The sequence below is a fragment of the Streptomyces sp. 17_S59 genome, from assembly GCF_056930295.1.
The window spans coordinates 4,472,223-4,493,956 of the sequence record NZ_JBXOWD010000001.1 but is presented as its reverse complement, the minus strand read 5'-3'; the positions used below and the strand labels follow the sequence as shown (position 1 = coordinate 4,493,956).

The 21,734-nt window shown below is 71.1% G+C and carries 22 protein-coding genes; 11 read left to right on the top strand and 11 right to left on the bottom strand.

Annotated features, from left to right (window positions below; all coding sequences use genetic code 11):
* Positions 1 to 69: 69 nt before the first annotated feature.
* Positions 70 to 1,899 carry a phosphoenolpyruvate carboxykinase (GTP) gene (locus tag AC1Z4A_RS20415; protein WP_483680832.1) on the bottom strand — a complete coding sequence of 610 codons (1,830 nt, stop codon included), beginning with the start codon at positions 1,897 to 1,899 and terminating at the stop codon, positions 70 to 72.
* A gap of 270 nt (positions 1,900 to 2,169) precedes the next feature.
* Here AC1Z4A_RS20415 and trhA point away from each other — a divergent pair, with 270 nt between their 5' ends.
* Together trhA and AC1Z4A_RS20405 are read left to right on the top strand one after the other, a co-directional pair.
* The gene (trhA, locus tag AC1Z4A_RS20410; RefSeq protein ID WP_483680830.1) at positions 2,170 to 2,865 is read left to right on the top strand and encodes a PAQR family membrane homeostasis protein TrhA; all 696 of its coding nucleotides are present in this window, start codon (positions 2,170 to 2,172) and stop codon (positions 2,863 to 2,865) included.
* Positions 2,866 to 3,228: 363 nt separating this feature from the next.
* Positions 3,229 to 3,852 (top strand): TetR/AcrR family transcriptional regulator, encoded by a 624-nt coding sequence (locus tag AC1Z4A_RS20405; RefSeq protein ID WP_483680829.1) that lies wholly within the window; start codon positions 3,229 to 3,231, stop codon positions 3,850 to 3,852.
* A 53-nt stretch (positions 3,853 to 3,905) separates the two neighbouring features.
* Here AC1Z4A_RS20405 and AC1Z4A_RS20400 read toward each other — a convergent pair whose 3' ends face one another.
* The 4 genes from AC1Z4A_RS20400 to mca form a co-directional block, all read right to left on the bottom strand.
* Positions 3,906 to 4,916, bottom strand: coding sequence for an MDR family NADP-dependent oxidoreductase (locus AC1Z4A_RS20400; RefSeq protein ID WP_483680827.1), 1,011 nt, complete (start codon positions 4,914 to 4,916; stop codon positions 3,906 to 3,908).
* 169 nt (positions 4,917 to 5,085) lie between these two features.
* Positions 5,086 to 7,113 (bottom strand): thioredoxin domain-containing protein, encoded by a 2,028-nt coding sequence (locus AC1Z4A_RS20395; protein ID WP_483680825.1) that lies wholly within the window; start codon positions 7,111 to 7,113, stop codon positions 5,086 to 5,088.
* Positions 7,114 to 7,325: 212 nt separating this feature from the next.
* Positions 7,326 to 7,538: a hypothetical protein gene (locus tag AC1Z4A_RS20390; protein WP_483680823.1), complete on the bottom strand. Its 213-nt coding sequence runs from the start codon at positions 7,536 to 7,538 to the stop codon at positions 7,326 to 7,328.
* A 4-nt stretch (positions 7,539 to 7,542) separates the two neighbouring features.
* Positions 7,543 to 8,412: a mycothiol conjugate amidase Mca gene (gene mca, locus AC1Z4A_RS20385; protein WP_483680822.1), complete on the bottom strand. Its 870-nt coding sequence runs from the start codon at positions 8,410 to 8,412 to the stop codon at positions 7,543 to 7,545.
* A 127-nt stretch (positions 8,413 to 8,539) separates the two neighbouring features.
* Here mca and AC1Z4A_RS20380 point away from each other — a divergent pair, with 127 nt between their 5' ends.
* Both AC1Z4A_RS20380 and greA read left to right on the top strand, forming a co-directional pair.
* Positions 8,540 to 8,959 carry a DUF4307 domain-containing protein gene (locus AC1Z4A_RS20380; protein ID WP_483680821.1) on the top strand — a complete coding sequence of 140 codons (420 nt, stop codon included), beginning with the start codon at positions 8,540 to 8,542 and terminating at the stop codon, positions 8,957 to 8,959.
* A gap of 262 nt (positions 8,960 to 9,221) precedes the next feature.
* A complete protein-coding gene (gene greA / locus AC1Z4A_RS20375; RefSeq protein ID WP_483680820.1) occupies positions 9,222 to 9,719 on the top strand; it encodes a transcription elongation factor GreA in 498 nt (165 codons plus the stop codon).
* Between the two features lie 139 nt (positions 9,720 to 9,858).
* On the opposite strand, the gene AC1Z4A_RS20370 is transcribed toward greA, so the two are convergent.
* The 3 genes from AC1Z4A_RS20370 to ilvA form a co-directional block, all read right to left on the bottom strand.
* Positions 9,859 to 10,734, bottom strand: coding sequence for an ABC transporter permease (locus tag AC1Z4A_RS20370; RefSeq protein ID WP_483680819.1), 876 nt, complete (start codon positions 10,732 to 10,734; stop codon positions 9,859 to 9,861).
* Positions 10,731 to 11,711, bottom strand: a complete 981-nt coding sequence (locus AC1Z4A_RS20365) for an ATP-binding cassette domain-containing protein (RefSeq protein ID WP_483680818.1) — start codon at positions 11,709 to 11,711, stop codon at positions 10,731 to 10,733. The genes AC1Z4A_RS20370 and AC1Z4A_RS20365 overlap by 4 nt, the downstream gene beginning before the upstream one ends.
* A gap of 255 nt (positions 11,712 to 11,966) precedes the next feature.
* On the bottom strand, positions 11,967 to 13,151 hold the full coding sequence (gene ilvA / locus AC1Z4A_RS20360) for a threonine ammonia-lyase (protein WP_483683661.1): 1,185 nt from the start codon (positions 13,149 to 13,151) through the stop codon (positions 11,967 to 11,969).
* A 299-nt stretch (positions 13,152 to 13,450) separates the two neighbouring features.
* On the opposite strand from ilvA, the gene AC1Z4A_RS20355 reads away from it, so the two are divergent.
* The 3 genes from AC1Z4A_RS20355 to AC1Z4A_RS20345 all read left to right on the top strand — a co-directional run bounded on the left by AC1Z4A_RS20355 (position 13,451) and on the right by AC1Z4A_RS20345 (position 14,750).
* Positions 13,451 to 13,945 (top strand): MarR family winged helix-turn-helix transcriptional regulator, encoded by a 495-nt coding sequence (locus AC1Z4A_RS20355; protein ID WP_483680816.1) that lies wholly within the window; start codon positions 13,451 to 13,453, stop codon positions 13,943 to 13,945.
* Between the two features lie 89 nt (positions 13,946 to 14,034).
* Positions 14,035 to 14,487, top strand: a complete 453-nt coding sequence (locus tag AC1Z4A_RS20350; protein ID WP_483680814.1) for a sigma factor-like helix-turn-helix DNA-binding protein — start codon at positions 14,035 to 14,037, stop codon at positions 14,485 to 14,487.
* Positions 14,484 to 14,750, top strand: coding sequence for a hypothetical protein (locus AC1Z4A_RS20345; protein ID WP_483680812.1), 267 nt, complete (start codon positions 14,484 to 14,486; stop codon positions 14,748 to 14,750). The genes AC1Z4A_RS20350 and AC1Z4A_RS20345 overlap by 4 nt, the downstream gene beginning before the upstream one ends.
* A gap of 56 nt (positions 14,751 to 14,806) precedes the next feature.
* Here the strand turns inward: AC1Z4A_RS20345 and AC1Z4A_RS20340 are convergent, their stop codons facing one another.
* Complete coding sequence (locus tag AC1Z4A_RS20340; protein ID WP_483680809.1) at positions 14,807 to 15,952, bottom strand: cystathionine gamma-synthase; 1,146 nt, start codon at positions 15,950 to 15,952, stop codon at positions 14,807 to 14,809.
* A 156-nt stretch (positions 15,953 to 16,108) separates the two neighbouring features.
* Between AC1Z4A_RS20340 and AC1Z4A_RS20335 the strand changes: the two genes are divergently transcribed.
* Both AC1Z4A_RS20335 and msrA read left to right on the top strand, forming a co-directional pair.
* Entirely contained in the window at positions 16,109 to 17,200 is a 1,092-nt protein-coding gene (locus AC1Z4A_RS20335) for a hypothetical protein (protein ID WP_483680807.1), read from the top strand.
* A 21-nt stretch (positions 17,201 to 17,221) separates the two neighbouring features.
* The gene (gene msrA / locus AC1Z4A_RS20330) at positions 17,222 to 17,920 is read left to right on the top strand and encodes a peptide-methionine (S)-S-oxide reductase MsrA (RefSeq protein WP_483680804.1); all 699 of its coding nucleotides are present in this window, start codon (positions 17,222 to 17,224) and stop codon (positions 17,918 to 17,920) included.
* A 141-nt stretch (positions 17,921 to 18,061) separates the two neighbouring features.
* On the opposite strand, the gene AC1Z4A_RS20325 is transcribed toward msrA, so the two are convergent.
* Positions 18,062 to 19,282, bottom strand: a complete 1,221-nt coding sequence (locus tag AC1Z4A_RS20325; protein WP_483680802.1) for a tyrosinase family protein — start codon at positions 19,280 to 19,282, stop codon at positions 18,062 to 18,064.
* A gap of 267 nt (positions 19,283 to 19,549) precedes the next feature.
* Here AC1Z4A_RS20325 and AC1Z4A_RS20320 point away from each other — a divergent pair, with 267 nt between their 5' ends.
* Entirely contained in the window at positions 19,550 to 19,933 is a 384-nt protein-coding gene (locus AC1Z4A_RS20320) for a DUF6247 family protein (protein ID WP_483680801.1), read from the top strand.
* A gap of 10 nt (positions 19,934 to 19,943) precedes the next feature.
* Here the strand turns inward: AC1Z4A_RS20320 and AC1Z4A_RS20315 are convergent, their stop codons facing one another.
* Positions 19,944 to 20,414 (bottom strand): NUDIX domain-containing protein, encoded by a 471-nt coding sequence (locus AC1Z4A_RS20315; protein ID WP_483680799.1) that lies wholly within the window; start codon positions 20,412 to 20,414, stop codon positions 19,944 to 19,946.
* Between the two features lie 131 nt (positions 20,415 to 20,545).
* Between AC1Z4A_RS20315 and AC1Z4A_RS20310 the strand changes: the two genes are divergently transcribed.
* Positions 20,546 to 21,697 carry a serine hydrolase domain-containing protein gene (locus AC1Z4A_RS20310; RefSeq protein ID WP_483680796.1) on the top strand — a complete coding sequence of 384 codons (1,152 nt, stop codon included), beginning with the start codon at positions 20,546 to 20,548 and terminating at the stop codon, positions 21,695 to 21,697.
* Positions 21,698 to 21,734: the final 37 nt, after the last annotated feature.

Here is a 21,734-nt window from a genome sequence, read left to right as displayed (position 1 = left end):
CGGCGAAGAGCCCCCGCGGCGGAGCCCGGCGGTGCCGGACCCACCGCGGGGACCGCAAAGGTCAGGGCGTCAGCCCAGGCGCTGCACCAGCGCCCGGTACTCGTCCCACAGCTCCTTCGGCGCGTGATCCCCGAAGGTCTCCAGGTGCTGCGGCACCAACGCCGCCTCCTCCCGCCACACGTCCTCGTCGACCGTGAGGAGCAGGTCGAGGTCGGCCCCCGGGATGTCGAGACCCTCCGTGTCCAGCGCCGCCCGCGTCGGCAGGATGCCGATCGGCGTCTCGACACCCTCCGCCTTGCCGTCCAGGCGCTCGACGATCCACTTCAGCACGCGGCTGTTCTCGCCGAAGCCCGGCCAGACGAACTTGCCCGCGTCGTTCTTGCGGAACCAGTTCACGTAGTAGATCTTCGGCAGCTTGGACTGGTCCTTGTCTGCGCCGACCTTGAGCCAGTGGGCCATGTAGTCGCCCATGTTGTAGCCGCAGAACGGCAGCATGGCGAACGGGTCGCGGCGCAGCTCGCCGACCTTGCCCTCGGCGGCGGCGGTCTTCTCGGAGGCGACGTTCGCGCCGAGGAAGACGCCGTGCTGCCAGTCGAAGGACTCCGTCACCAGCGGCACCGCCGTGGCGCGGCGGCCGCCGAAGAGGATCGCGGAGATCGGCACGCCCTTGGGGTCCTCCCACTCGGGCGCGATGATCGGGCACTGCGAGGCGGGCACGGTGAAGCGGGCGTTGGGGTGGGCGGCCGGGGTCCCGGACGCGGGCGTCCAGTCGTTGCCCTTCCAGTCCGTGAGGTGGGCCGGGGCCTCCTCGGTCATGCCCTCCCACCAGACGTCGTTGTCGTCGGTGAGGGCGACGTTGGTGAAGACGGCGTTGCCCCACATGGTCTTCATGGCGTTGGCGTTGGTGTGCTCACCCGTGCCGGGGGCGACGCCGAAGAAGCCGGCCTCGGGGTTGATGGCGTAGAGGCGGCCGTCCTCGCCGAAGCGCATCCAGGCGATGTCGTCGCCGATGGTCTCCACGGTCCAGCCGGAGATCGTGGGCTCCAGCATGGCGAGGTTGGTCTTGCCGCAGGCGGAGGGGAAGGCGGCGGCGACGTACTTCGGCTCGCCGTGCGGCGGGGTGAGCTTGAGGATGAGCATGTGCTCGGCCAGCCAGCCCTCGTCCCGGGCCATCACCGACGCGATGCGCAGGGCGTAGCACTTCTTGCCCAGCAGGGCGTTGCCGCCGTAGCCGGAGCCGTAGGACCAGATCTCGCGGTCCTCGGGGAAGTGCGAGATGTACTTGGTGGTGTTGCAGGGCCAGGGGACGTCCTCCTGGCCCTGCTCCAGCGGGGCGCCGAGGGTGTGGACGGCCTTGACGAAGAAGCCGTCGGTGCCCAGCTCGTCGAGGACGGCCTGGCCCATGCGCGTCATGGTGCGCATGGAGACGGCGACGTACGCGGAGTCGGTGATCTCGACGCCGATCGCGGACAGCGGCGACCCGACCGGCCCCATGCAGAACGGCACGACGTACATGGTGCGGCCGCGCATGGAGCCGCGGAAGATGCCGCCGTCGCCGTCCTTCCCGGTGAAGACCTCCCGCATCTCGGCGGGCGCCTTCCAGTGGTTGGTCGGGCCCGCGTCCTCCTCCTTCTCGGAGCAGATGAAGGTGCGGTCCTCGACCCGGGCCACGTCGCTGGGGTCGGAGGCGGCGTAGTACGAGTTGGGCCGCTTGACGGGGTCGAGCTTCTTGAACGTGCCCTTGGCCACGAGCTCCTCGCACAGGCGCTCGTACTCGGCCTCGGAGCCGTCGCACCAGACCACCTGGTCCGGCTGAGTGAGGGCGGCGATCTCATCGACCCAGGAGATCAGCTCCTGGTGGTTGGTGGGGGTGGTGGGAGCCGCACTGGTGCGCGCCACGATCGCTCCGTTCCGCCGGGCCCACGCTGGCCGGCGTCAGATGTTGAGGGTGGTGCGGGCCGCGAACACCGCCACGGGTGTGGTGTCCACAAGGTCCGCCTCTGCACATGTATGCCCCTTGGGGGCTGCGACCCAGACGCTTCGTGATCGCTCATCCGGTGCCGCCCGCACTCATTTGATCATCCGACTCCCCATCCGATCTGTCCAGGGGGCACCCCCGTGACCATCACCACGTGATACCGGTCCGTAACCTACGGTGCCGTAGGTAGCATGACCGCCATGACTCCCGCGCCCGCCGCCGCCCCCGACACCGCAGTTCACCCCGCGCCGCCGGCCAAGCCACGGCTGCGCGGCTGGCTGCACGCGGGGATGTTCCCCGCCGTGCTGATCTCCGGCATCTTCCTGACGGCCCTGGCCGACAGCACCAGAGGCCGGGTCGCCTGCGCCGTGTACGTCCTGACCGCCTGTCTGCTCTTCGGAGTCAGCGCGCTCTACCACCGGGGCGACTGGAGCCCGCGCGTCGCGGGCGTGCTGCGCCGCCTCGACCACGCGAACATCTTCCTGATCATCGCGGGCACCTACACGCCGCTGACCATGCTGCTGATCCCCGGCGGCAGGGGACAGGTGCTGCTCTGGGCGGTCTGGGTGGCGGCCGTCGCGGGCATCGCCTTCCGCGTCTTCTGGGTCGGCGCGCCGCGCTGGCTCTACACCCCCTGCTACATCGCCATGGGCTGGGCCGCCGTCTTCTTCCTGCCGGACTTCCTGCACAAGGGAGGGCTCGCCGTGCTGATCCTCGTGATCGTGGGCGGGCTCCTCTACAGCGCGGGCGGCGTGATCTACGGGATCAAGCGCCCCAATCCGTCACCTCGGTGGTTCGGTTTCCACGAGGTGTTCCACTCCCTCACGCTGGCGGCCTTCGTCACGCACTACGTGGGCATCTCGCTGGTGGCGTATTCGCACGCCTGACGAGGCGCCGGAGAGCACCTTCCGCACCCGCATCTGCACGCGCGCCCGCAGTGGTCGTGGCCTGGAGGCCGCGGCCACTCGCCATGTCAGGGCACCGACCCCCGTCAGCACCACGGCCAGCACGGCCAGCTCTCCGGCGAGCACATACCCCCCGATACACAGCAGCGCGGTCAGCACAGCGGCAACCGGCATGTTTCCCCCTTTCCGATCCTTACTGATCGGCCCCCTGCCCCGTACACAGCGTCACACACGCCACTGACAATCAGCGCTGCGTCAAAACCCTCGCGGCGCACGGGCATCGGGGGCCACCGGGCAGCAAACGGGAGGTGTTTGCCCAAAAGGCGGATGCCGGAGAATGCTGTCATGGCCTCAGCACAGACACCCCCGGCCGCGCAGCCCGGCCCCAGACTCGGGCTGCGCGAACGGAAGAAGCTCCAGACCCGCCAGGCGATCCGCCGCGCCGCCTACCGGCTGTTCGAGAAGCAGGGGTACGACGCCACGCCTGTCGACCAGATCGCCGAGGCCGCCGACGTCTCCCCCAGCACCGTCTTCCGCTACTTCCCCACCAAGGAAGACATCGTGCTCACCGACGAGTACGACCCCGTGATGGAGGCCGCGATCCGCGCCCGGCCCGCGGACGAACCGCCCGTCGAGTCCATCCGGCAGGGCGTCCTGGGCTCCATGCGCCACCTCATCGAGACGGACATCGACGAACTCCGCCAGCGCATCAGGCTCGTCCACGGCGTACCCGCGCTGCGCGGCCGGACAGTGGAGGGCATGGCCGAGTCCAGCCGGATGCTCTGCACCGTCCTGGCCGAGCGCACGGGCCGCCCGTCCGACGACCTGGAGCTGCGCGTGGTGATCGCCGCGCTCCTGGCGGCGATGCACGAGGCCATGATGCACTGGGCCGAGAACGGCCAGACCGAGGACCTCCTCGGCCTCATCGACCGCACCCTGACCCTCCTGTCCCGGGGCCTGACGCTCTGATCCTCTGACCCTCTGACCCTCTGACCCTCTGAGCCTTCCGGACCGGACGGACCTCACAGGTCCACGAGCACGGCCCCCAGATGGCACCCCTCGAGCAGCTCGCACAGCGCACGGGGGGCCTGGTCGATGCCCGTGAGACGGGTGTGCGGGAAGGTGAGCGTGCCGTCCCGCAGTCCGCGGCCGAAGAGTTCCGTCCACTCCGGCAGCAGGTCCATGTGGTCGACGAACGACAGGCCGCGCAGCGTGAGACCGCGCGCGATCAGCAGCATCGGGTCGACCCTGGTCGGCCGCCGCTCCCCCAGCTGGCCGGAGAGCGCGCCGATGAGGGCGAACCGGGCGCCGCGGTTGGCGACCCTCATCGCCGCCTCCAGCTGCTCGCCGGCCACGTTGTCGAAGACGCCGTCGATGCCGTCGGGGGCGGCCGCGCGCAGCTGCTCCTCGAAGCTCCCGTCGCCCCGGACGATCACGGCGTCGTAGCCCAGCTCCTTGATCAGCACCTCGGCCTTGCGCTGCGAGCCGGTGCTGCCGATCAGCCGGGCCGCACCGCGCAGCCGCGCGATCTGCCCGGCGAGGGTGCCCACGGCACCCGCCGCCCCGGAGACGAAGACCGTGTCCCCCGGGCGCACCTCCACGCCGCGCACGATGCCCATGTAGGCCACCGCGCCCTGGGAGAGGTGGGCGGCCGGGTCGGGCAGGGCGTCGGTGTCGAGGCGGATGACCGCCCCCTCGTCGACGACCGCGTACTCGCGCCAGCCCGCGTTGGTGGACACCAGGTCCCCGGGCCGGAAGGCGGTGCCCGGCGCCTCCACGACCTCGCCCACGGCCGGGGCCCACAGCACCTTGCCGACCTCGTACTGCGGCACGGGGACGTCGGACCGCTCCTCCATCAGCGTCCGCATCACGGCGGCGACGGACATGGTGCGGTTGCGCACGAGCACCTGGCCGTGGCCCGGCCGGGGCACCGGGGTCTCGACCACGGAGAAGACGTCACCCGTCAGCCGGCCGCCGGGACGGGCGGCCAGGTGCACCTCGCGGTGGGTGGCGGGAACGGGGGCAGGGCTCATGTGCGTACTCCTCGGGACTCGCATGGACTCTCGTCGGACTGCGCTGGCGCCTACGACCCTAATTCCTGACACACCCTCAATTCCATGGCGTTCTGCGGGAATTTCCGCCCACCCCCGGAAGCCCCGGTTCCGCGCCGCGCCCCGGTCAGCGGCCCCGGTCCGGCAGGCCTCAGTCGGCGAGCCTGGCCGCGAGGTCCTTCGGGTCGGCCGTCGGGGCGTCGCAGGTGAAGTTCCGGCACACGTACGCGGCCGGGCGGCCGTCCAGCAGGGTGCGCCCGTGGAGCAGCGGCACCTCCTCGGCGCCCGGCTCCCCCACCGCGACCACCAGCCCGGGGGCGGTGGACAGCAGCGCGGTGCGGTGCAGCTCGCGGGTGGCGGGGAGGCCCTGCGGGCCGACGACCGCGACTTCGCGGGGGCCGTCCAGCAGCGCCTCGGTCACCGCGAGGCCCCAGCCGAGGAAGCGCGGCGCCCTGGGCCCGAGCGTCCGCACCACGCCCAGTGCCTTCTCGGCGGCCTCGCGGTGCGCGGAACTGCCGGTGGCGGCGGCGTACGTCAGCAGGGCGCCCGCGGCGGCGGTCCAGCCGGAGGGGGCGGCGTTGTCGGTCGGGTCCTGGGGGCGGCGGATGAGGGCCTCGGCGTCGTCGGCGGTGTCGAACAGGGCGCCGTCGGGGCCGGTGAAGCGGATCAGCACGGTGTCGAGCAGCAGCCCCGCGAAGTCCACCCACACCCCCTCGCCGGTGACCGAGGCGAGGGCGAGGAAGCCCTCCGCGACGTCCGCGTAGTCCTCCAGCACGCCGGCGTGCTCGCCCGCAACGCCGTCCAGCGAGGTGCGGCCCAGCCGCGCGTGCCAGTCCATGTGGGTACGGACGAGCAGGTCGGCGGCGTCCGTGGCGGCCTGGACCAGGTCCGGGCGGTCGAAGTACGCGCCGGTCTCGGCGAGGGCGGCGATGGCCAGCCCGTTCCAGGCGGCCACGACCTTGTCGTCCCGCCCGGGCCGGGGCCGCCGCTCGCGCGCCGCCAGCAGCCGGGCCCGTACGGACGCGAGCTTGTCCGCGTCCCACAGCCGCTCGGTGTCGGGCAGCTGAAGGACGGAGGCGCCCGCCTCGAAGGTGCCCGCCTCGGTGACCCCGAAGTACTCGGCGGCGAGCGCCGCGTCCTCCTCGCCCAGCACCTCGCGCAGCTGCTCCGGGGTCCACACGTAGTAGGCGCCCTCGACGTGCTTCCCGGAGCCGTCGTCGCTGTCGGCGTCCAGCGCGGAGGCGAAGCCGCCCTGGTCGGTGCGGAGTTCGCGGATCATGAAGTCCGCGGTCTCCAGGGCGACGCGCCGGGCCAGTCCGGAGCCGGTGGCCCGCCAGAGGTGGGCGTAGGCGCGGCACAGCAGCGCGTTGTCGTAGAGCATCTTCTCGAAGTGCGGCACCACCCACGAGGCGTCCACCGAGTAGCGGGCGAAGCCGCCGCCGAGCTGGTCGTAGATGCCGCCGCGGGCCATGGCCTCGCAGGTGGCCGAGGCCATCTCCAGGGCGGCGGCCGAGCCCGTGCGCACATGGTGGCGCAGCAGGAACTCCAGCACCATGGACGGCGGGAACTTGGGCGCCCCGCCGAAGCCGCCGCGCACGGCGTCGAACTCGCGGGTCAGCTGGAGCAGCGCGGCGTGCACGTCCTCGGCGGCGGGCGGTGCCGTGATGTCCGCGGCCAGGGTCCGCTCGGAGAGGTCCCGCACGATCCGCCGCGCGACCTGTCCCACCTCGTCCCGCCGGTCACTCCAGGCGGCCCGCACGCCCTCCAGCACCTGCCGGAAGCCGGGCATGCCGTGCCGGGGTCCGGGCGGGAAGTAGGTGCCGAAGTAGAAGGGCTCGGCGTCCGGGGTGAGGAAGACGGTCATGGGCCAGCCGCCCTGGCCGGTGGCGGCCTGCACGGCCTCCATGTACACGGCGTCGACGTCGGGTCGCTCTTCGCGGTCGACCTTGACGGCGACGAAGTGCTCGTTGAGGTACGCGGCGATCGAGGCGTCCTCGAAGGACTCGTGCGCCATGACGTGGCACCAGTGGCAGCTGGAGTAGCCGACGCTCAGCAGCACGGGCACGCCGCGGCGGCGGGCCTCGGCGAAGGCGCCGGGCGACCAGGGCCACCAGTCGACAGGGTTGTCGGCGTGCTGGAGGAGGTAGGGGGACGTCTCGTGCGCCAGGCGGTTGGGCATGGGGCCATCCTTGCGCACGGAAGCGTCACGGCGCCGCAGCGGTGAGTCTTCCCCGGTCCCGCCCCTTCCCGTAACCGGGGGCTCCGCCCCCGGACCCCCGCTCCTCAAACGCCGGAGGGGCTGAATTTGCACCCCGAACCGGGGGTCTGGGGGGCGAAGCCCCCCAGTTTCGGGAAGGGGCGGGGTGGGGAAAGAAACCCCCGGCGCCCCCCCTACGCGCGCCCGTCCCCCGGCGCCTCCGGCGCCCCCGGCGCCTCGTCGAAGTCCACACGCTTCATGTGCTTGTTCATGCTCTTCATCAGCAGCCACACCGCCCCGCCGATCAAGGCGAAGACGATGAAGCCGAGCACGCCGGGCGTGACCTTGTCCTGGTCCAGGTCCGCGGCGAGCGACAGGGCAGCAAGGGGAGCGGTCGCGGTCGTCATGGGGTCAATTGTTGCGGATGCCCGCGAAGAGGTCGCTCTCGGGGAGGGATGTGTCGACGAGGGACTTCGCCAGCTCGTACTCCTCCGTCGGCCACACCTCGCGCTGGAGGTCCAGCGGCACCCGGAACCAGCCCCCGTCCGGGTCGATCTGCGTGGCGTGCGCGATCAGCGCCTTGTCGCGGATCTCGAAGAAGTCGCCGCAGGGCACATACGTGGTGAGGGTCCGCTCACGGCCCATCGTGTGCCACCGCTCCAGCCACTCCCCGTAGGGGGACTCCATGCCGCGCTCCAGCAGGGCGTCGTGCAGCGCCTGGGTGCGGGGGCGGTTGAAGCCCTGGTTGTAGTAGAGCTTCAGCGGCTGCCAGGGCTCGCCCGCCTCGGGGTAGCGGTCCGGGTCGCCGGCCGCCTCGAAGGCCACCATCGAAATCTTGTGGGTCATGATGTGGTCGGGGTGCGGGTAGCCGCCGTTCTCGTCGTACGTGGTGACCACGTGCGGCCGGAACTCGCGGATCAGCTTCACCAGCCGGCCCGCCGCCTCCTCCACGTCCTGGAGCGCGAAGCAGCCGTCCGGGAGCGGCGGCAGCGGGTCGCCCTCGGGCAGGCCCGAGTCGACGAAGCCCAGCCATTCCTGCTTGACGCCGAGGATGTCCCGGGCCTCGGCCATCTCACGGGCACGGACCTCGTGGATGTGCTCCTCGATGTAGGGGTCGCCCTGGAGCTTGGGGTTGAGAATGGAGCCACGCTCACCACCCGTGCAGGTGGCGACCAGTACGTCCACCCCCTCGGACACGTACTTGGCCATCGTGGCCGCGCCCTTGCTCGACTCGTCGTCGGGGTGGGCATGAACGGCCATCATCCGCAGCTGCTCAGTCAAGGCTCGATCCTCAGTCACTGGTCATGTCAGACGCCTCCTATAGTGACCGAAGCGGGCGCCGATTCATTCCGCGTCCCGAAAGCGGTACCCGACCGGGCGGTTCCGGCCCGAGCAGGAGGAAACGATCATGGCTGCGGAGCACCGGACGGCGCCGCCCGAGGGCCGTTACGGCCGCTCGGCGGACGCGCGCGCCGACCGCAAGCTGAAGATCGTCGGTGCGGTGCTGGGCGCCGCGCTGCTCGCCTTCGTCGGCTGGGCCGCTGTGCACTACATCACCAAGTCGGACGTCACCGGCCAGCTCATCCGTTCGAAGACGATGTCGGACGACACCGTGCAGGCGGTCTTGGAGATCCGCAAGGACAAGGACGCCATCGGGGTGTGCACCCTGCGCTCGCTGGGCGAGGACGGCGGCGAGGTGGCCCGCAAGGACGTCACGCTGGACCGCCGCGAGAGCCACTTCACAGAGCGGGTCACGATCCGGACGACCGGGCGGGCCGCCGCCACGGAGCTGGAGGGCTGCCGGACGGCCTCGGCGTCCGGCCACTGAGTCCGGCCGCCGGGTCCGGCCACCGGGTCCGGCCGCCGAGAGAAGGGACACGCGCCCGACGTGTCTCACACCCCCGCTGACCTGCTTTGACGCGATTCTTGCGCAGTTTCTTCCGTTTACTCCTTCCCCCTTAACGGACGTAATTGTTAGGCTCGTGGTTTCGCCCCGCTTGGAAGGTGCACCCTTCTCAGTAGGGCGTTCATTTGTTATCGCGATGTCGCGATACACCCCAAGCATTCCCCAGTACCGACGAGGAGCACCTGTGACCCAGACCAGCGACAACGTCACCTGGCTGACTCAGGAGGCGTACGACCAGCTCAAGGCCGAGCTGGAGTACCTGTCTGGTCCCGCTCGCACCGAGATCGCCGCGAAGATCGCGGCGGCCCGCGAGGAAGGTGACCTGCGAGAGAACGGCGGGTACCACGCGGCCAAGGAGGAGCAGGGCAAGCAGGAGCTTCGCGTGCGCCAGCTGACCCAGCTGCTCGAGTCCGCCAAGGTCGGCGAGGCCCCGGCCGCCGACGGCGTGGTCGCCCCGGGCATGGTCGTCACCATCGCCTTCGACGGCGACCCGGACGACACCCTGCGGTTCCTCCTCGCTTCGCGTGAGTACGCCAGCTCGGACATCGAGACGTACTCGCCCCAGTCCCCGCTGGGCTCCGGCGTCAACGGCAAGAAGATCGGCGAGGACGCCCAGTACGAGCTGCCGAACGGCCGCAAGGCCAAGGTCCGCATCCTGGACGCCAAGCCCTACACGGGCTGATACGAGCTGATACGGGCTGACACGCCCCCGGTACGCGTCGGCACCCGCCGCGCAAGGCCACCGGAGCCCCGGACCCCGCCAAGGGGTCCGGGGCTCCGTGCGTCGTCGCGCCTTGTCCGCCAGGACGCGCCCACGCGCCCTACGCCGTCGCCGAGCGGTACTTCCGCACCGACAGGGTCCGGAAGAGCACGATGATCAGCAGCGACCAGAGCAGCGAGGCCACCGCCGGGTGCTGCATCGGCCACGCCGCGGGCACCGGATAGCCGTCCGGCAGGTTGCCGAACAGCCGCCGTGCGGCCTGCACCGTGGCGCTGAACGGGTTCCACTCCGCGATGTTGCGCAGCACCATCGGCATGTTGTCGGAGGGCACGAACGCGTTGGAGATGAACGTCAGCGGGAAGAGCCAGATCAGCCCGCCGGACGTGGCCGCCTCCGGGGTCCGCACGGACAGCCCGATCAGGGCCCCGATCCAGGAGAAGGCGTAGCCCAGCAGGAGCAGCAGGGCGAAGCCCGCCAGCGCCTTCGGGATGCCGTTGTGGATGCGCCAGCCGACGATCACCGCGACGATCGCCAGCACCACCAGCGTCAGAGCGGTCTGCACCAGATCCGCGAGCGTGCGGCCGGTGAGCACCGCACCGCGTGCCATGGGCAGGGAACGGAAGCGGTCGATGAGGCCCTTGTGCATGTCGTCGGCGATGCCCGCGCCCGCGCCGGCCGTCGCGAAGGTGACCGTCTGCGCGAAGATGCCGGCCATCAGGAACTGCCGGTACGTGCTTGGGTCGGTGTTGCCGCCCACGGCGATCGAGCCGCCGAAGACATAGCTGAACAGCACCACGAACATGATCGGCTGGACCAGCCCGAAGACCACCATCTCGGGTATGCGGCGCATGCGGATCAGATTGCGCTGGGCGACCACCAGGGAGTCGCGCGCCGACTGCACCGCGCCGCCGCGCCCCCTGGGCACCGGCCGCCGCGAGAGGGTGCCGCCGCCGCCCGTCGTGCTCACGCTGCTCATACGACGGCTCCTTCCGGTTCTTCGCCCTCCACGGTGGCCTCGGCGACGTGCCCGGTGAGCGAGATGAAGACGTCGTCCAGGGTCGGCCTGCGCAGCCCGATGTCGTCGATCTCGATGCCGCGCGCGTCCAGTTCGCGGATGACCTCGGCGAGCAGCCGGGCGCCGCCGGAGACCGGGACGATCACCTTCCGGGTGTGCTGCTCCACGGTGGCCTCGCCCGTGCCGAAGCCGTGCATGACCTCCAGGGCGAGCGGGATGAGCGCGCGGTCGTGCACGACGAGTTCGACGCGCTCCCCGCCCGTGCGCGCCTTGAGCTGGTCGGAGGTGCCGCGGGCGATGACCCTGCCGTGGTCGATGACGCAGATGTCGTGGGCGAGGTGGTCGGCCTCCTCCAGGTACTGGGTGGTGAGCAGCAGGGTCGTGCCGCCGGCGACGAGTTCCTGGATGACCTCCCACAGCTGCTGCCGGTTGCGGGGGTCGAGGCCGGTCGTGGGCTCGTCCATGAACATCACGGGCGGGCTGACGACCAGGGCGGCGGCGAGGTCGAGGCGGCGCCGCATGCCGCCGGAGTAGGTCTTGGCGGGGCGGTCGGCGGCGTCGGCGAGGTTGAAGCGCTCGAGCAGCTCGCCCGCTCTGGCCTTCGCGTCGGCGGCGCTCATCTGGTAGAGCCGGCCGACCATGCGGAGGTTCTCACGGCCCGTCAGATATTCGTCCACGGCGGCGAATTGCCCCGAGAGACCGATGGCGTGACGGACCTCGTTGGGTTTCTTCAGTACATCGAGCCCCGCCACCACGGCTCGGCCGCGGTCGGGTTTGATCAGAGTGGTGAGTACGCGCACGGCAGTCGTCTTGCCGGCACCGTTGGGGCCGAGGAGCCCCAGAACGGTTCCTTCCGGGACGTCGAGATCGACGCCGTTCAGAGCCGTGACGTCGCCGAAGGTCTTGACCAGGCCTTCGGCGTAAATCGCGCCTGGCATGGAGCATCTCCCCGTTGAGGTGACGTAATAGATGATTTTACGTTCACCGGAGCCATCCCGCCCTGTGAATGAATGCCACCGGATATTCCGGGAAATCCGGCGGCCGGGAGCATATGCGCGGCCAGGGGCATATCCGGACCCGGTTCCCCCGATTTCCCGACATCACAGCGCGAATGCGTGACGGGCGTCAAGGCATCGGCATCACAACATTGGCGCCGGACGGCGCCGGGCGACATCGGATCACGCCGGGCGAAGTCAGCCGAAGTCAGCCGACTCGGGCGTCACCACCAGATAGCCCGCCTCCCGCAGCGCGGCCCCCACCTCCGCGCAGTGCTCCGGGCCCATCGTCTCCAGGTGCAGCTCCACCTCCGCCTCCGTGAGCCCGAGCCGGGGATCGGTCCGCACGTGGCTGATGTCCAGGACGTTGGCGTCGAGCGCCGACAGGATCTCCAGCAGGGCGGCCAGCACGCCCGGACGGTCCGTCAGCCGCAGCCGCAGCGAGAGGTAGCGGCCCGCGGCCGCCATGCCGTGCCGCAGCACGCGCTGGAGCAGCAGCGGGTCCACGTTGCCGCCCGACAGCACCGCGACGACCGGCCCCTCGAACGAGCCCGGCTCGGCCAGCAGTGCCGCCACCGGGCTCGCCCCGGCGGGCTCCACCACCAGCTTCGCCCGCTCCAGGCAGAGCAGCAGCGCGCTGGACAGCTCGTCCTCGGAGACGGTGCGGACCTCGTCGACCAGCTCCCGGATGATCCCGAACGGCACGTCGCCGGGGCGCCCCACCTTGATGCCGTCGGCCATCGTCGCGGGCGCCTGCAGCGTCACCGGGCGCCCGGCCGCCAGCGAGGGCGGGTACGCGGCGGCGCCCGCCGCCTGCACGCCCACGATCCGCACGTCGGGCCGCAGCCCCTTGACCGCCACCGCGATCCCGGCCGCCAGCCCGCCGCCGCCGATGCCCACCACGACGGTGCGCACCTCGGGGCACTGCTCCAGGATCTCCAGCCCCACCGTGCCCTGGCCCGCGATGACGTCGGGGTGGTCGAAGGGGTGGATGAACACGGCGCCGGTGCGCTCGGCCCAGTCCCGCGCCGCCCGCAGCGTCTCGTCGACCACCTGCCCGTGCAGCCGCACCTCGGCGCCGTACTCGCGAGTGGCCGCGATCTTGGGCAGCGGCGCGCCCTCCGGCATGAACACGGTGGACGCGACGCCCAGCAGCGAGGCCGCCAGGGCCACTCCCTGCGCGTGGTTGCCCGCACTGGCGGCGACCACGCCGCGCGCCCGCTCCCCCTCCGAGAGGCCCGCGATCCGCACATAGGCGCCGCGCACCTTGAAGGAGCCGGTCCGCTGGAGGTTCTCGCACTTGAGGTGGACGGGCGCACCGACCAGCGCGGAGAGCGAGCGGCTGCTCTCCAGGGCGGTCATCTGGGCCACCCCCGAGAGCATCTTCTGTGCCTCGCGCACGTCGTCCACCGTCACCCGCAGCGGAGCGGGGCCGGTCCCGGGGGGCAGGGGGGACGTCCCGGGGACGTCCTCGTCACCACGTCGCGCAGCCATGGTGCCCAGTATGCTGCCCGCCGGTTTCCCCGGTGGGCAGCCGGCACCCCTCGAACCCCCCTCACAACCCCGCATACCGACCGGTTTGCGAAGCACCGGTACGAGCGCGCGCCGGGCCGCGTACTCTGTCCCCCATTCTCAGCAATTCCCAGCCCGTCTCCGCCTTCATACGAAGTGAGTTCCAGGCCATGCCCACCCCTCAGGACATGACGACCGACCTCGCACCCGGTGTCCTCGACGCCCTTCAGCACCAGGTTGCCGTCTTCGCCCGTCGCGCCGAACAGACCCGGCTCGGCGGCGTCGGCCGGATCGCCAACTCCATGGACCGAGCCGCCTACCTGCTGCTCAACCGTCTCGACCAGGAAGGCCCGATGGGCGTCAAGGCCCTGGCCGCGGGCATGGGCATCGACTCCTCGACCGTCACCCGCCAGGTGGCGCCGCTGGTCGACACCGGCCTGGTCAAGCGCACCTCGCACCCGGAGGACGGCCGCGCCGTCGTGCTCCAGCTCTCGCCGCGCGGCAAGGCCCGCCTGGAGGAGGTGCGCGCCTCGCGGCGCGAGCTGATGGCGCTGTGCACGGAGGACTGGTCGGAGCAGGAGCGGGACGTGTTCTGCACCCTGCTCACCCGCTTCAATGCCGCCCTCTCCGGAATCCACATCGGCCAGGTGTCGCCCGCCTCTTGACCCGGCCGGGGCCGCTGCCCTGTCCTTGCCTTGACGGTGTCTTCAGCGTCTTTGCAGGGCACCGGAGGACCAGCGGCCGTGGAGGCAGGGTGCGCGAGCGGCAGGCCGCCCGGGAGCGCCGCCGCGCCCGGGAGTTCGAGGCGTTCGTCGGGGGCGCGGGCCTCCGGCTGCTGCGCAGCGCCCTGCTGCTGACCGGGGAGCCCGCCGACCGCCCGGAGGCCGCCGAGCAGTTGCTCACGGAGGCGCTGGCCCGTACGTACGCGGCGTGGGACCGGCTGCGCGGCGAGGACCCCTACGACCGGGCCCGCCAGGAGCTGACGGCCGGCTTCGCCCGTGCCGCGCGGCACCACCGCCGGGCCCGCGGGGGCGTGCTGGACCGGCTGACGCCGCAGGAGCGCCTGGTGCTCGTCCTGCGCCTGCACGAGGGCGTGGCCGAGGAGCAGACCGCGGCCGGCCTCGGCCTGTCGGCGGAGCGGGTACGGGCCGTGTGCGCCCGGGCGGTGTCCGCGATGCGCAGCGGCGGCCCGGTGGCGGCGCCGTGAGCGGCTACGACCGCAAGGAGGCCGAGGTCCGCCGCCTGCTGTACGCGGTGCGGCCGGTGGTGCCGCCGGATCTGGCGGCGCGTGCCGCCGAGCGCGGCCACCACCTGCTGCGCCGCCGCCGGGCGGTACGGGCCGTGGGCTGGGTGGTGCTGGTGGTGGCCGTGGTGGCGTTCTGCGTGTGGGCGGCGATGGCGGAGCCGTGGACGGCGAGGCCGTCGGAGACGACGCCGCCGCTGTGGGGCGGGGACGGGGGCGGAGGCTGAGGCTGAGGCGGAGCGCCGAAACCGGAGGCTCCGCCCCCGCCCCGGAACCGTCCGGACTAGCCCAGCGCCTGCCGCAGATCCGCCAGCAGGTCGTCCGCCGACTCGATGCCCACGGACACCCGCACCAGATCCGCCGGGACCTCCAGCTGCGACCCCGCCGTGGACGCGTGCGTCATCCGCCCCGGGTGCTCGATGAGCGACTCGACACCGCCCAGCGACTCGCCCAGCGTGAACAGCTCGGCGCGGTTGCAGACCTCGACGGCCGCCTCCTCGCCGCCCTCGACGCGGAAGGACACCATGCCGCCGAAGGCGCGCATCTGCTTGGCCGCGACCTCGTGCAGCGGGTGCTCCGGCAGGCCGGGGTAGAAGACCTGGGTCACCTTCGGGTGGGAGACCAGCAGCTCGGCGATGCGCTCGGCGTTGGCGCTGTGCCGGTCCATGCGCACGGCGAGGGTCTTGATGCCGCGCAGCGTCAGCCAGGAGTCGAACGGCCCGGCGACGGCACCCATCGCGTTCTGGTGGAAGGCCAGCTCCTCGGCCAGGCCCGCGTCCGCGGTCACGAGCGCACCGCCGACGACGTCGGAGTGGCCGCCCATGTACTTGGTGGTGGAGTGCACGACCACGTCCGCGCCCAGGGCCAGCGGCTGCTGGAGGTAGGGACTGGCGAAGGTGTTGTCGACGACCAGCTTGGCGCCGGCCTCGTGGGCGACGCCGGCCACGGCAGCGATGTCGGTGATGCCGAGCAGCGGGTTGGAGGGGGTCTCGACCCAGATCACCTTGGTGGTCGGCCGGACGGCGGCGCGCACGGCGGCCGGGTCGGAGGTGTCGGCGACCGACCACTCCACGCCCCAGCGCCCGACGACCTTGGCGAAGAGGCGGAACGTGCCGCCGTAGGCGTCGTTCGGGATCACGACGTGGTCGCCGGGGGCGAGGAGGGTGCGCAGCAGGCAGTCCTCGGCGGCCAGGCCGGAGGCGAAGGCGAGGCCGCGGACGCCGCCCTCGAGTGCCGCCAGGTTCTCTTCCAGGGCGGTGCGGGTGGGGTTGGCGCTGCGGCTGTACTCGTAGCCGCCGCGCAGGCCGCCGACGCCGTCCTGCTTGTAGGTGGAGACTTGGTAGATGGGCGGTACGACGGCCCCGGTCAGCGGGTCCGGCTCCTGCCCGGCATGGATCGCGAGGGTCTCGAAGCTGTGCTGGTCGCTCATTTTTCCGAGGGTAGTGCCCCTTCGCCTGAACGCCCCTGTTCACTTGTAACCGGCAGATGAACGATTCGCCGGTTTGTCACGTTGTACCGTCGTCGGCGTTCGCCGACGGGGTCCCCGACCGCCGTACCTCTACCTTCTCCAGTTTCAGGACACCTCATGGAGTTTCTGCTCATCCTGCTCGTCGTGGTGATCGTCTGCGGCTTCGTCGTGGTGCCCGCGATCCGCCGCCGGCAGGCCGTACAGCACATCGTGCAGGGCGTCGGACCCGCCGTGGACCCGGCCGGCCCGCACGGCTTCGTGCCCCCCGGGCAGCTGGACCTGCGGCTGCCCGGCCCGGACCCGGAGCTGCTGACGGCGGTGACCGAGGCCCGCCGCACCCAGGACTGGAAGCCCGCCGCCGACCTGCTGGCCCGCACGGACGCGGGCACCGCGGCCGAGCTGCGCTGGCAGCGGGTGCAGACCCTGGCGGGGGCGGCCGCGCAGGAGCTGGCCGAGGCGCCGGGCACGGGCGGCATGTGGCTGCGCCACTGGCGCGTGGTGGCCCCGGAGGACCCGGGCGGCGCGGCGGTGCAGGCCGAGTTCCTGGTCCAGCAGGCGCTGCGGGATCCGTCCTCGCAGGACTACCGCATGATCCTGGAGGAGGCCCGCACGGTCTGCGCGGAGGCGGCCCGGCTGGCGCCGGAGGACCCGGTCCCGTCGATCGTCGAGCTGGGCGTGGCGCGGGGCCTGGGGGTGAGCGAGGCGGAGTTCCAGTCCCTGTGGGAGCGGGTCGCGGCGCGCGCCCCGCAGCACATGGGGGCGCACCTGGCCGCGCTGCGCTACTGGAGCGCGAAGTGGCACGGCTCGCAGGACCAGGCGGAGGCGTTCGCGGCGCGGGTGGCGGCGGGCGCGCCGCAGGGCAGCCTGCTGCCGGCCCTGCCGCTGTTCGCGGTGTACGACCACCTGCCGGACGTCCAGCTGGTGCGGAGCCTGTTCCAGAGCGCGGTGATCCGGCAGGCGATCGAGGCGGCGCAGTTCGCGGTGGCACACGCCCCGGCGGACCACCCGGTGCAGCCGCACGTGCGGCACCTGCTGGTGTGGTTCCTGGTGCGGGCGGAGCGCTACGGGGAGGCGCTGGAGCAGCTGAAGAAGGTGGACGGCCACATCGGGGCGGTGCCGTGGACGTACGAGCAGGACCCGGTGGCGGCGTACACGGCGTACCGGGCGAGGGCGGTGGCGGGCTGGGAGGCCGGGCGGAATTCCGCGTGAGGGCCGACCGTTAAGAACGGCATGACGCTTTTCGGACGCCGCGAGACCCGCCTCCCCACCGCCGACGAGGCCCTGCGGGGCCGCCCGGAACCGGAATTCCCCCTCCAGGACCGCCACACGGTCCTGGGCACGCCGCTGTCCGCCCCCTACCCCGAGACGCTGCAGGTGGCCGACTTCGGCCTGGGCTGCTTCTGGGGTGCGGAGCGGAAGTTCTGGCAGGCCGAGGGCGTGTGGACGACCCTGGTCGGCTACCAGGGCGGCCACACGCCGAACCCGACGTACGAAGAGGTCTGCAGCGGCCGCACGGGCCACACGGAGGCGGTCCGCGTGGTCTTCGACCCGTCGGTCAAGTCGTACGAGGCCCTGCTCAAGCTCTTCTGGGAATCCCACGACCCCACCCAGGGCTTCCGCCAGGGCAACGACCGCGGCACGCAGTACCGCTCGGCGGTCTACACCCACTCCGCGGAGCAGCAGCGGGTGGCCGAGGCATCGCGGGACGCCTACCAGTCCGTACTGCGCGCCTCGGGCTACGGCGGCATCACGACGGAGATCCTTCCGGCGGGGCCGTTCTGGCATGCGGAGCCGTATCACCAGCAGTACTTGGCGAAGAATCCGGCGGGGTACTGCGGGATCGGGGGGACGGGGGTCAAGCTGAGCGACCCATCGGGCGGCGAGTGGGGCGGCTCCTGCCCGACCGGGATCGCGCCGACGGACGGCTGAGTCCGTCCCTCGACCGAGGCCGGTTGGCCGCGTCACGGCCTGCTTGGCTGCCTGCTTGGCTGCGGCCGGCGGCCTCCTCGCCTTACCGGAAGCCACTGGCCGCGCCGGTCCGAGACTCGGTGGTGGGCGTCGACGGCGCGGTCAGGCCATGACCGGCTCGAGGCCGTAGCGCCTCACGCGGATCTTGGACATGTTGATCAGGTCGGCATGGCCGTCCACCGTCAGGTACAACCGGGTGCCCGGATTGTCCACAGTCCCGGAAGCCCAGATGGCTTGATTTGCGTCGTAGAGGACCAAGTTGCCATCACCCTGCATGATGAACTTGCCGGTGCTCGAAGGAGTTCTGTCCGTCGGCACCTTCCAGAGCGCGGTGCCGTCCAGTGTGCGGTGCAGCGTTACGTAGCCGTCCAGCGTGTAGTGGAGCCGGTAGGCTCCGTCCGGGGAGTCGATCCATTCGTTCTTCCGGAGCACGTCACCGGGGAGCATGCAGTTTTTGCCGTGGGCGGTCGGTTCCTCGGTGTCGTAGCAGTAGCCCAGCGCCCGATGGTCGAGCACATCGCTGATTTTGACCTTCTGGAAGAGGTCTATGCCGTTCCACGGCCGCATGAGGTCGTTCAGCTTCTGGCCGTCGAGGTTGCCGGGCGCGTTGTCGAGCGGAAGGTAGGTGTTGCCGGGCCTCTGCTGCCACTGCGCCCAGATGCGGTCGACGTTGGCGTGGTGCAGGAAGAACACCGGGTCGTTGGGGGAGCTGAACATGTCACTCATGTTCCCGCCGACCCACCCATGGACCACGTTGTGGATGCCCGGGCCGATACCGCCCTCCAGGTAGCTGCGGAAGCCCTTGCTCTGGGCGTCCCACGGGGCGCTGTCGTACGGCGTCTGCGCTATGGCGTCGGCCACGTTCTGCGGTGTGGGCAGCTTGCGGTTGTTGGCACCGAACTGGCGCCGCAGGTAAGGCTTGTCGGTGTCGCGGCAGACCCAACCGGGGCCGTAGTACCGGAACGGCCCGCTCGTGACCTGTCCGTCACTGGTCGTGCCGTTGCCGCCCATGAACAACTCGCTCCACAGCGTGGAGCCCACGGTGTCCTGGTCGACGGTCCAGTCCCAGTAGGGCAGGGTGATGCCGCTGTCGAGGGCGTTCAACTGCTGTTCGAACCGCCGGATGAACTGCCGGTGCCACGGGAGGAAACAGGGCCGACTGTGGTAGACCTCGCTGAGCTTGCTGTGCTCGTCGATGTACCAGTCGTAGTAGCCCAGGGTCTTGCACATCCACACGGCCAGGACGTAGCGCTGCTTCTCCTCCGGCCACATCCAATTTTGGTTCCTGCGTACCCGCAGGGCCTCGCTCGCGGGCTGATTCATGATCACAAACCCCCTTCCACAAGGGGCTATTCGGGTGAAATCCCCCTCCCGCGTGCCACACTGGGTGCACCCGGCGGCATCCGCAACCCTGGTTACGCCATCCGGATGAAGCAATCGGCGATGACCTGCATATCTCCGTGGCCGAGGCCATGGCCAGCAGTACCTGCGCCCTGTCGAGTCGTCCCCATCACTCGTTCGAAGGGCAGCGCACGGAACCCTCCGGATAGGCTGACGGCAGGGACAAGAATCTCCGTCATGGGAGACGCGATGACCACCTCCGCTGCCGGGCAGCCTCTGATCCCGCAGCCGGCCGCCACCGTGACGGCGCTGAGACACGCCGTTGCGCAAATCGCGCCCGCGGCATTGCCGGCGTTCACGCGTGAGCTGGATCAGGCGGCGGACCAGTCCCGGCAGGGTTCCGACCTCGCTCCGCTCCAGCGTTTCATCACCCAGTGGGCGGTCTACGTACACATCCACCGCCAGCCCCAACTGGCCGCGCGCTTCCGTGAGCTGGAAGACCTCGCCGAATCCGGAGATGCCGCCCAAGCACGTCAATCGGCCTCGGAACTGGGCTGCATCCTCGGTGAGGCTTACGCTGCCATCGGCTACCTCGAGCGGCGAACAAGACCTGGCACCGGGAGTACGACCTGACCTCGAGCCATCACCCCAGATAAGGGTGTTCCCGGCGCTCCGTGAAGTGCTGGATGCGGAGCCGCTGCGTGTGGTGCATCGGGAGAGCCGCGATCTCGTCGGGGTGCACGAACCGAAGCTCAGTGGACTCGTCGGAGATCGCGAGTTCCCCGGCGACCACACGCGCGGTGAAGCAGACGTTGAACTGCCGCCGTACCTCTCCGTCGGAGTAGGCGATCACGTGGCGCGGGTCAGTGTAGGTGCCGACCAGCCCGGTGATCTCCACGTCCAGCCCAGTCTCCTCCTTGACCTCGCGCACGGCCGTGCCGGGGAGGGAGTCGGTCATCTCCATGCCGCCTCCGGGCAGGGCCCACAGATCGTTGTCGCGCCGACGCTGGAGCAGGATGCGGCTCCGGTCGTCGGTCACGACGGCGGATGCGGCGACGACCAGGCTGTTCGGCTCAGGGGCCGCCGGATCGTCGTAGAACTCGGTGCGGGACAAGGTCACTCCTCGTTTTCTGAGGGTTCCCTCTAGGGGACGGAAGCCCCACGATCATCCCTGATCATGATCGATAGGAACGAGTCGCCGACATAGGTTGACGGTGCGTCACCGCCCACTGAGAGGTCTCGATCATGCGCCGCCGTACCGCCGTCGTCTCCGCCCTGCTCGCCGCAGCCGCCCTGGCCCCCGCAGCCGCCCCGGCCGTCGCCGCCACGCCCGCTGCCCGGGGCAGCGACCGCGCCGACCTCCAGCGCGCGCTGGACGCCGTCGTGGCCGAGGGCGTGCCCGGTGCGATCGCCGAGGTGCGCGACGAGCGCGGGGTCTGGCGCGGGAGCAGCGGTGTCGCCGACCTGGCGGACGGGCGGCAGGCGCAGGCCGGGGACCGGTTCCGGGCGGGCAGCGTGACCAAGAGCTTCGTCGCCACGGTCGTGCTCCAGCTCGTGGCCGAGGGCAAGGTCGGCCTGGACGACCCCATCGGGCGCTACCTGCCCGGTCTGGTCCCCGACGGCTCGAACGGCGCGCCCGTCACGGTGCGGCAGCTGCTCAACCACACCAGCGGGCTGCCCAACTACCTCGACGTCCTCCTGCAGAAGCCGGACCCGATACGGGCCGCCCAGCACTCCCACTACACCCCGCGCGAGCTGGTCGACATGGCGGTGAAGGAGCCCCGCACGTTCAACCCCGGCGAGCCCGGCAAGTGGGCGTACTCCAACACCAATTACGTCGTCCTCGCCATGCTGATCGAGAAGTCGACGGGCCACACCCTCGCCCACGAGATCAACCGGCGCATCGTGCGCCCGCTCCACCTCACCGGGACGTCCATCCCCACATCGTCGCACCTGCCCGGCCGCCACCTGAACGGCTACGAGCGGCTCCCCGGCGAAACGACCGCGACCGACTTCACCGACTTCAGCCCCACGGCCTTCTGGGGCCCCGGCAACATCGTCTCCACCACCGCCGACCTCAACCGCTTCTACCGCGCCCTGTCCGGCGGCAAGCTGCTCCCGTCCCACCTGTGGCGCGAGATGAACACCCTGCACGACACGGACCGCGGCGAGAACCGGAAGTACGGCCTGGGCCTGGAGAGCAACTCCGGCTACTGCCCCACCGAGAAGCCGGTCTGGGGCCACACCGGCAGCGTCCCCGGCTACAACACCTTCAGCTTCACGACGGCCGACGGCAAGCGCCAGATCACGCTCGCGCTCGGCATGGACCTCTTCAAGGGGCCGAAGGCCGACGCCGCGGCACTGAAGGTGCTGTCCACGGCTCTGTGCAGGAAGTAGGCCGCATAGGCACCGCCAGTCCGCCCTTCAGCCGCAT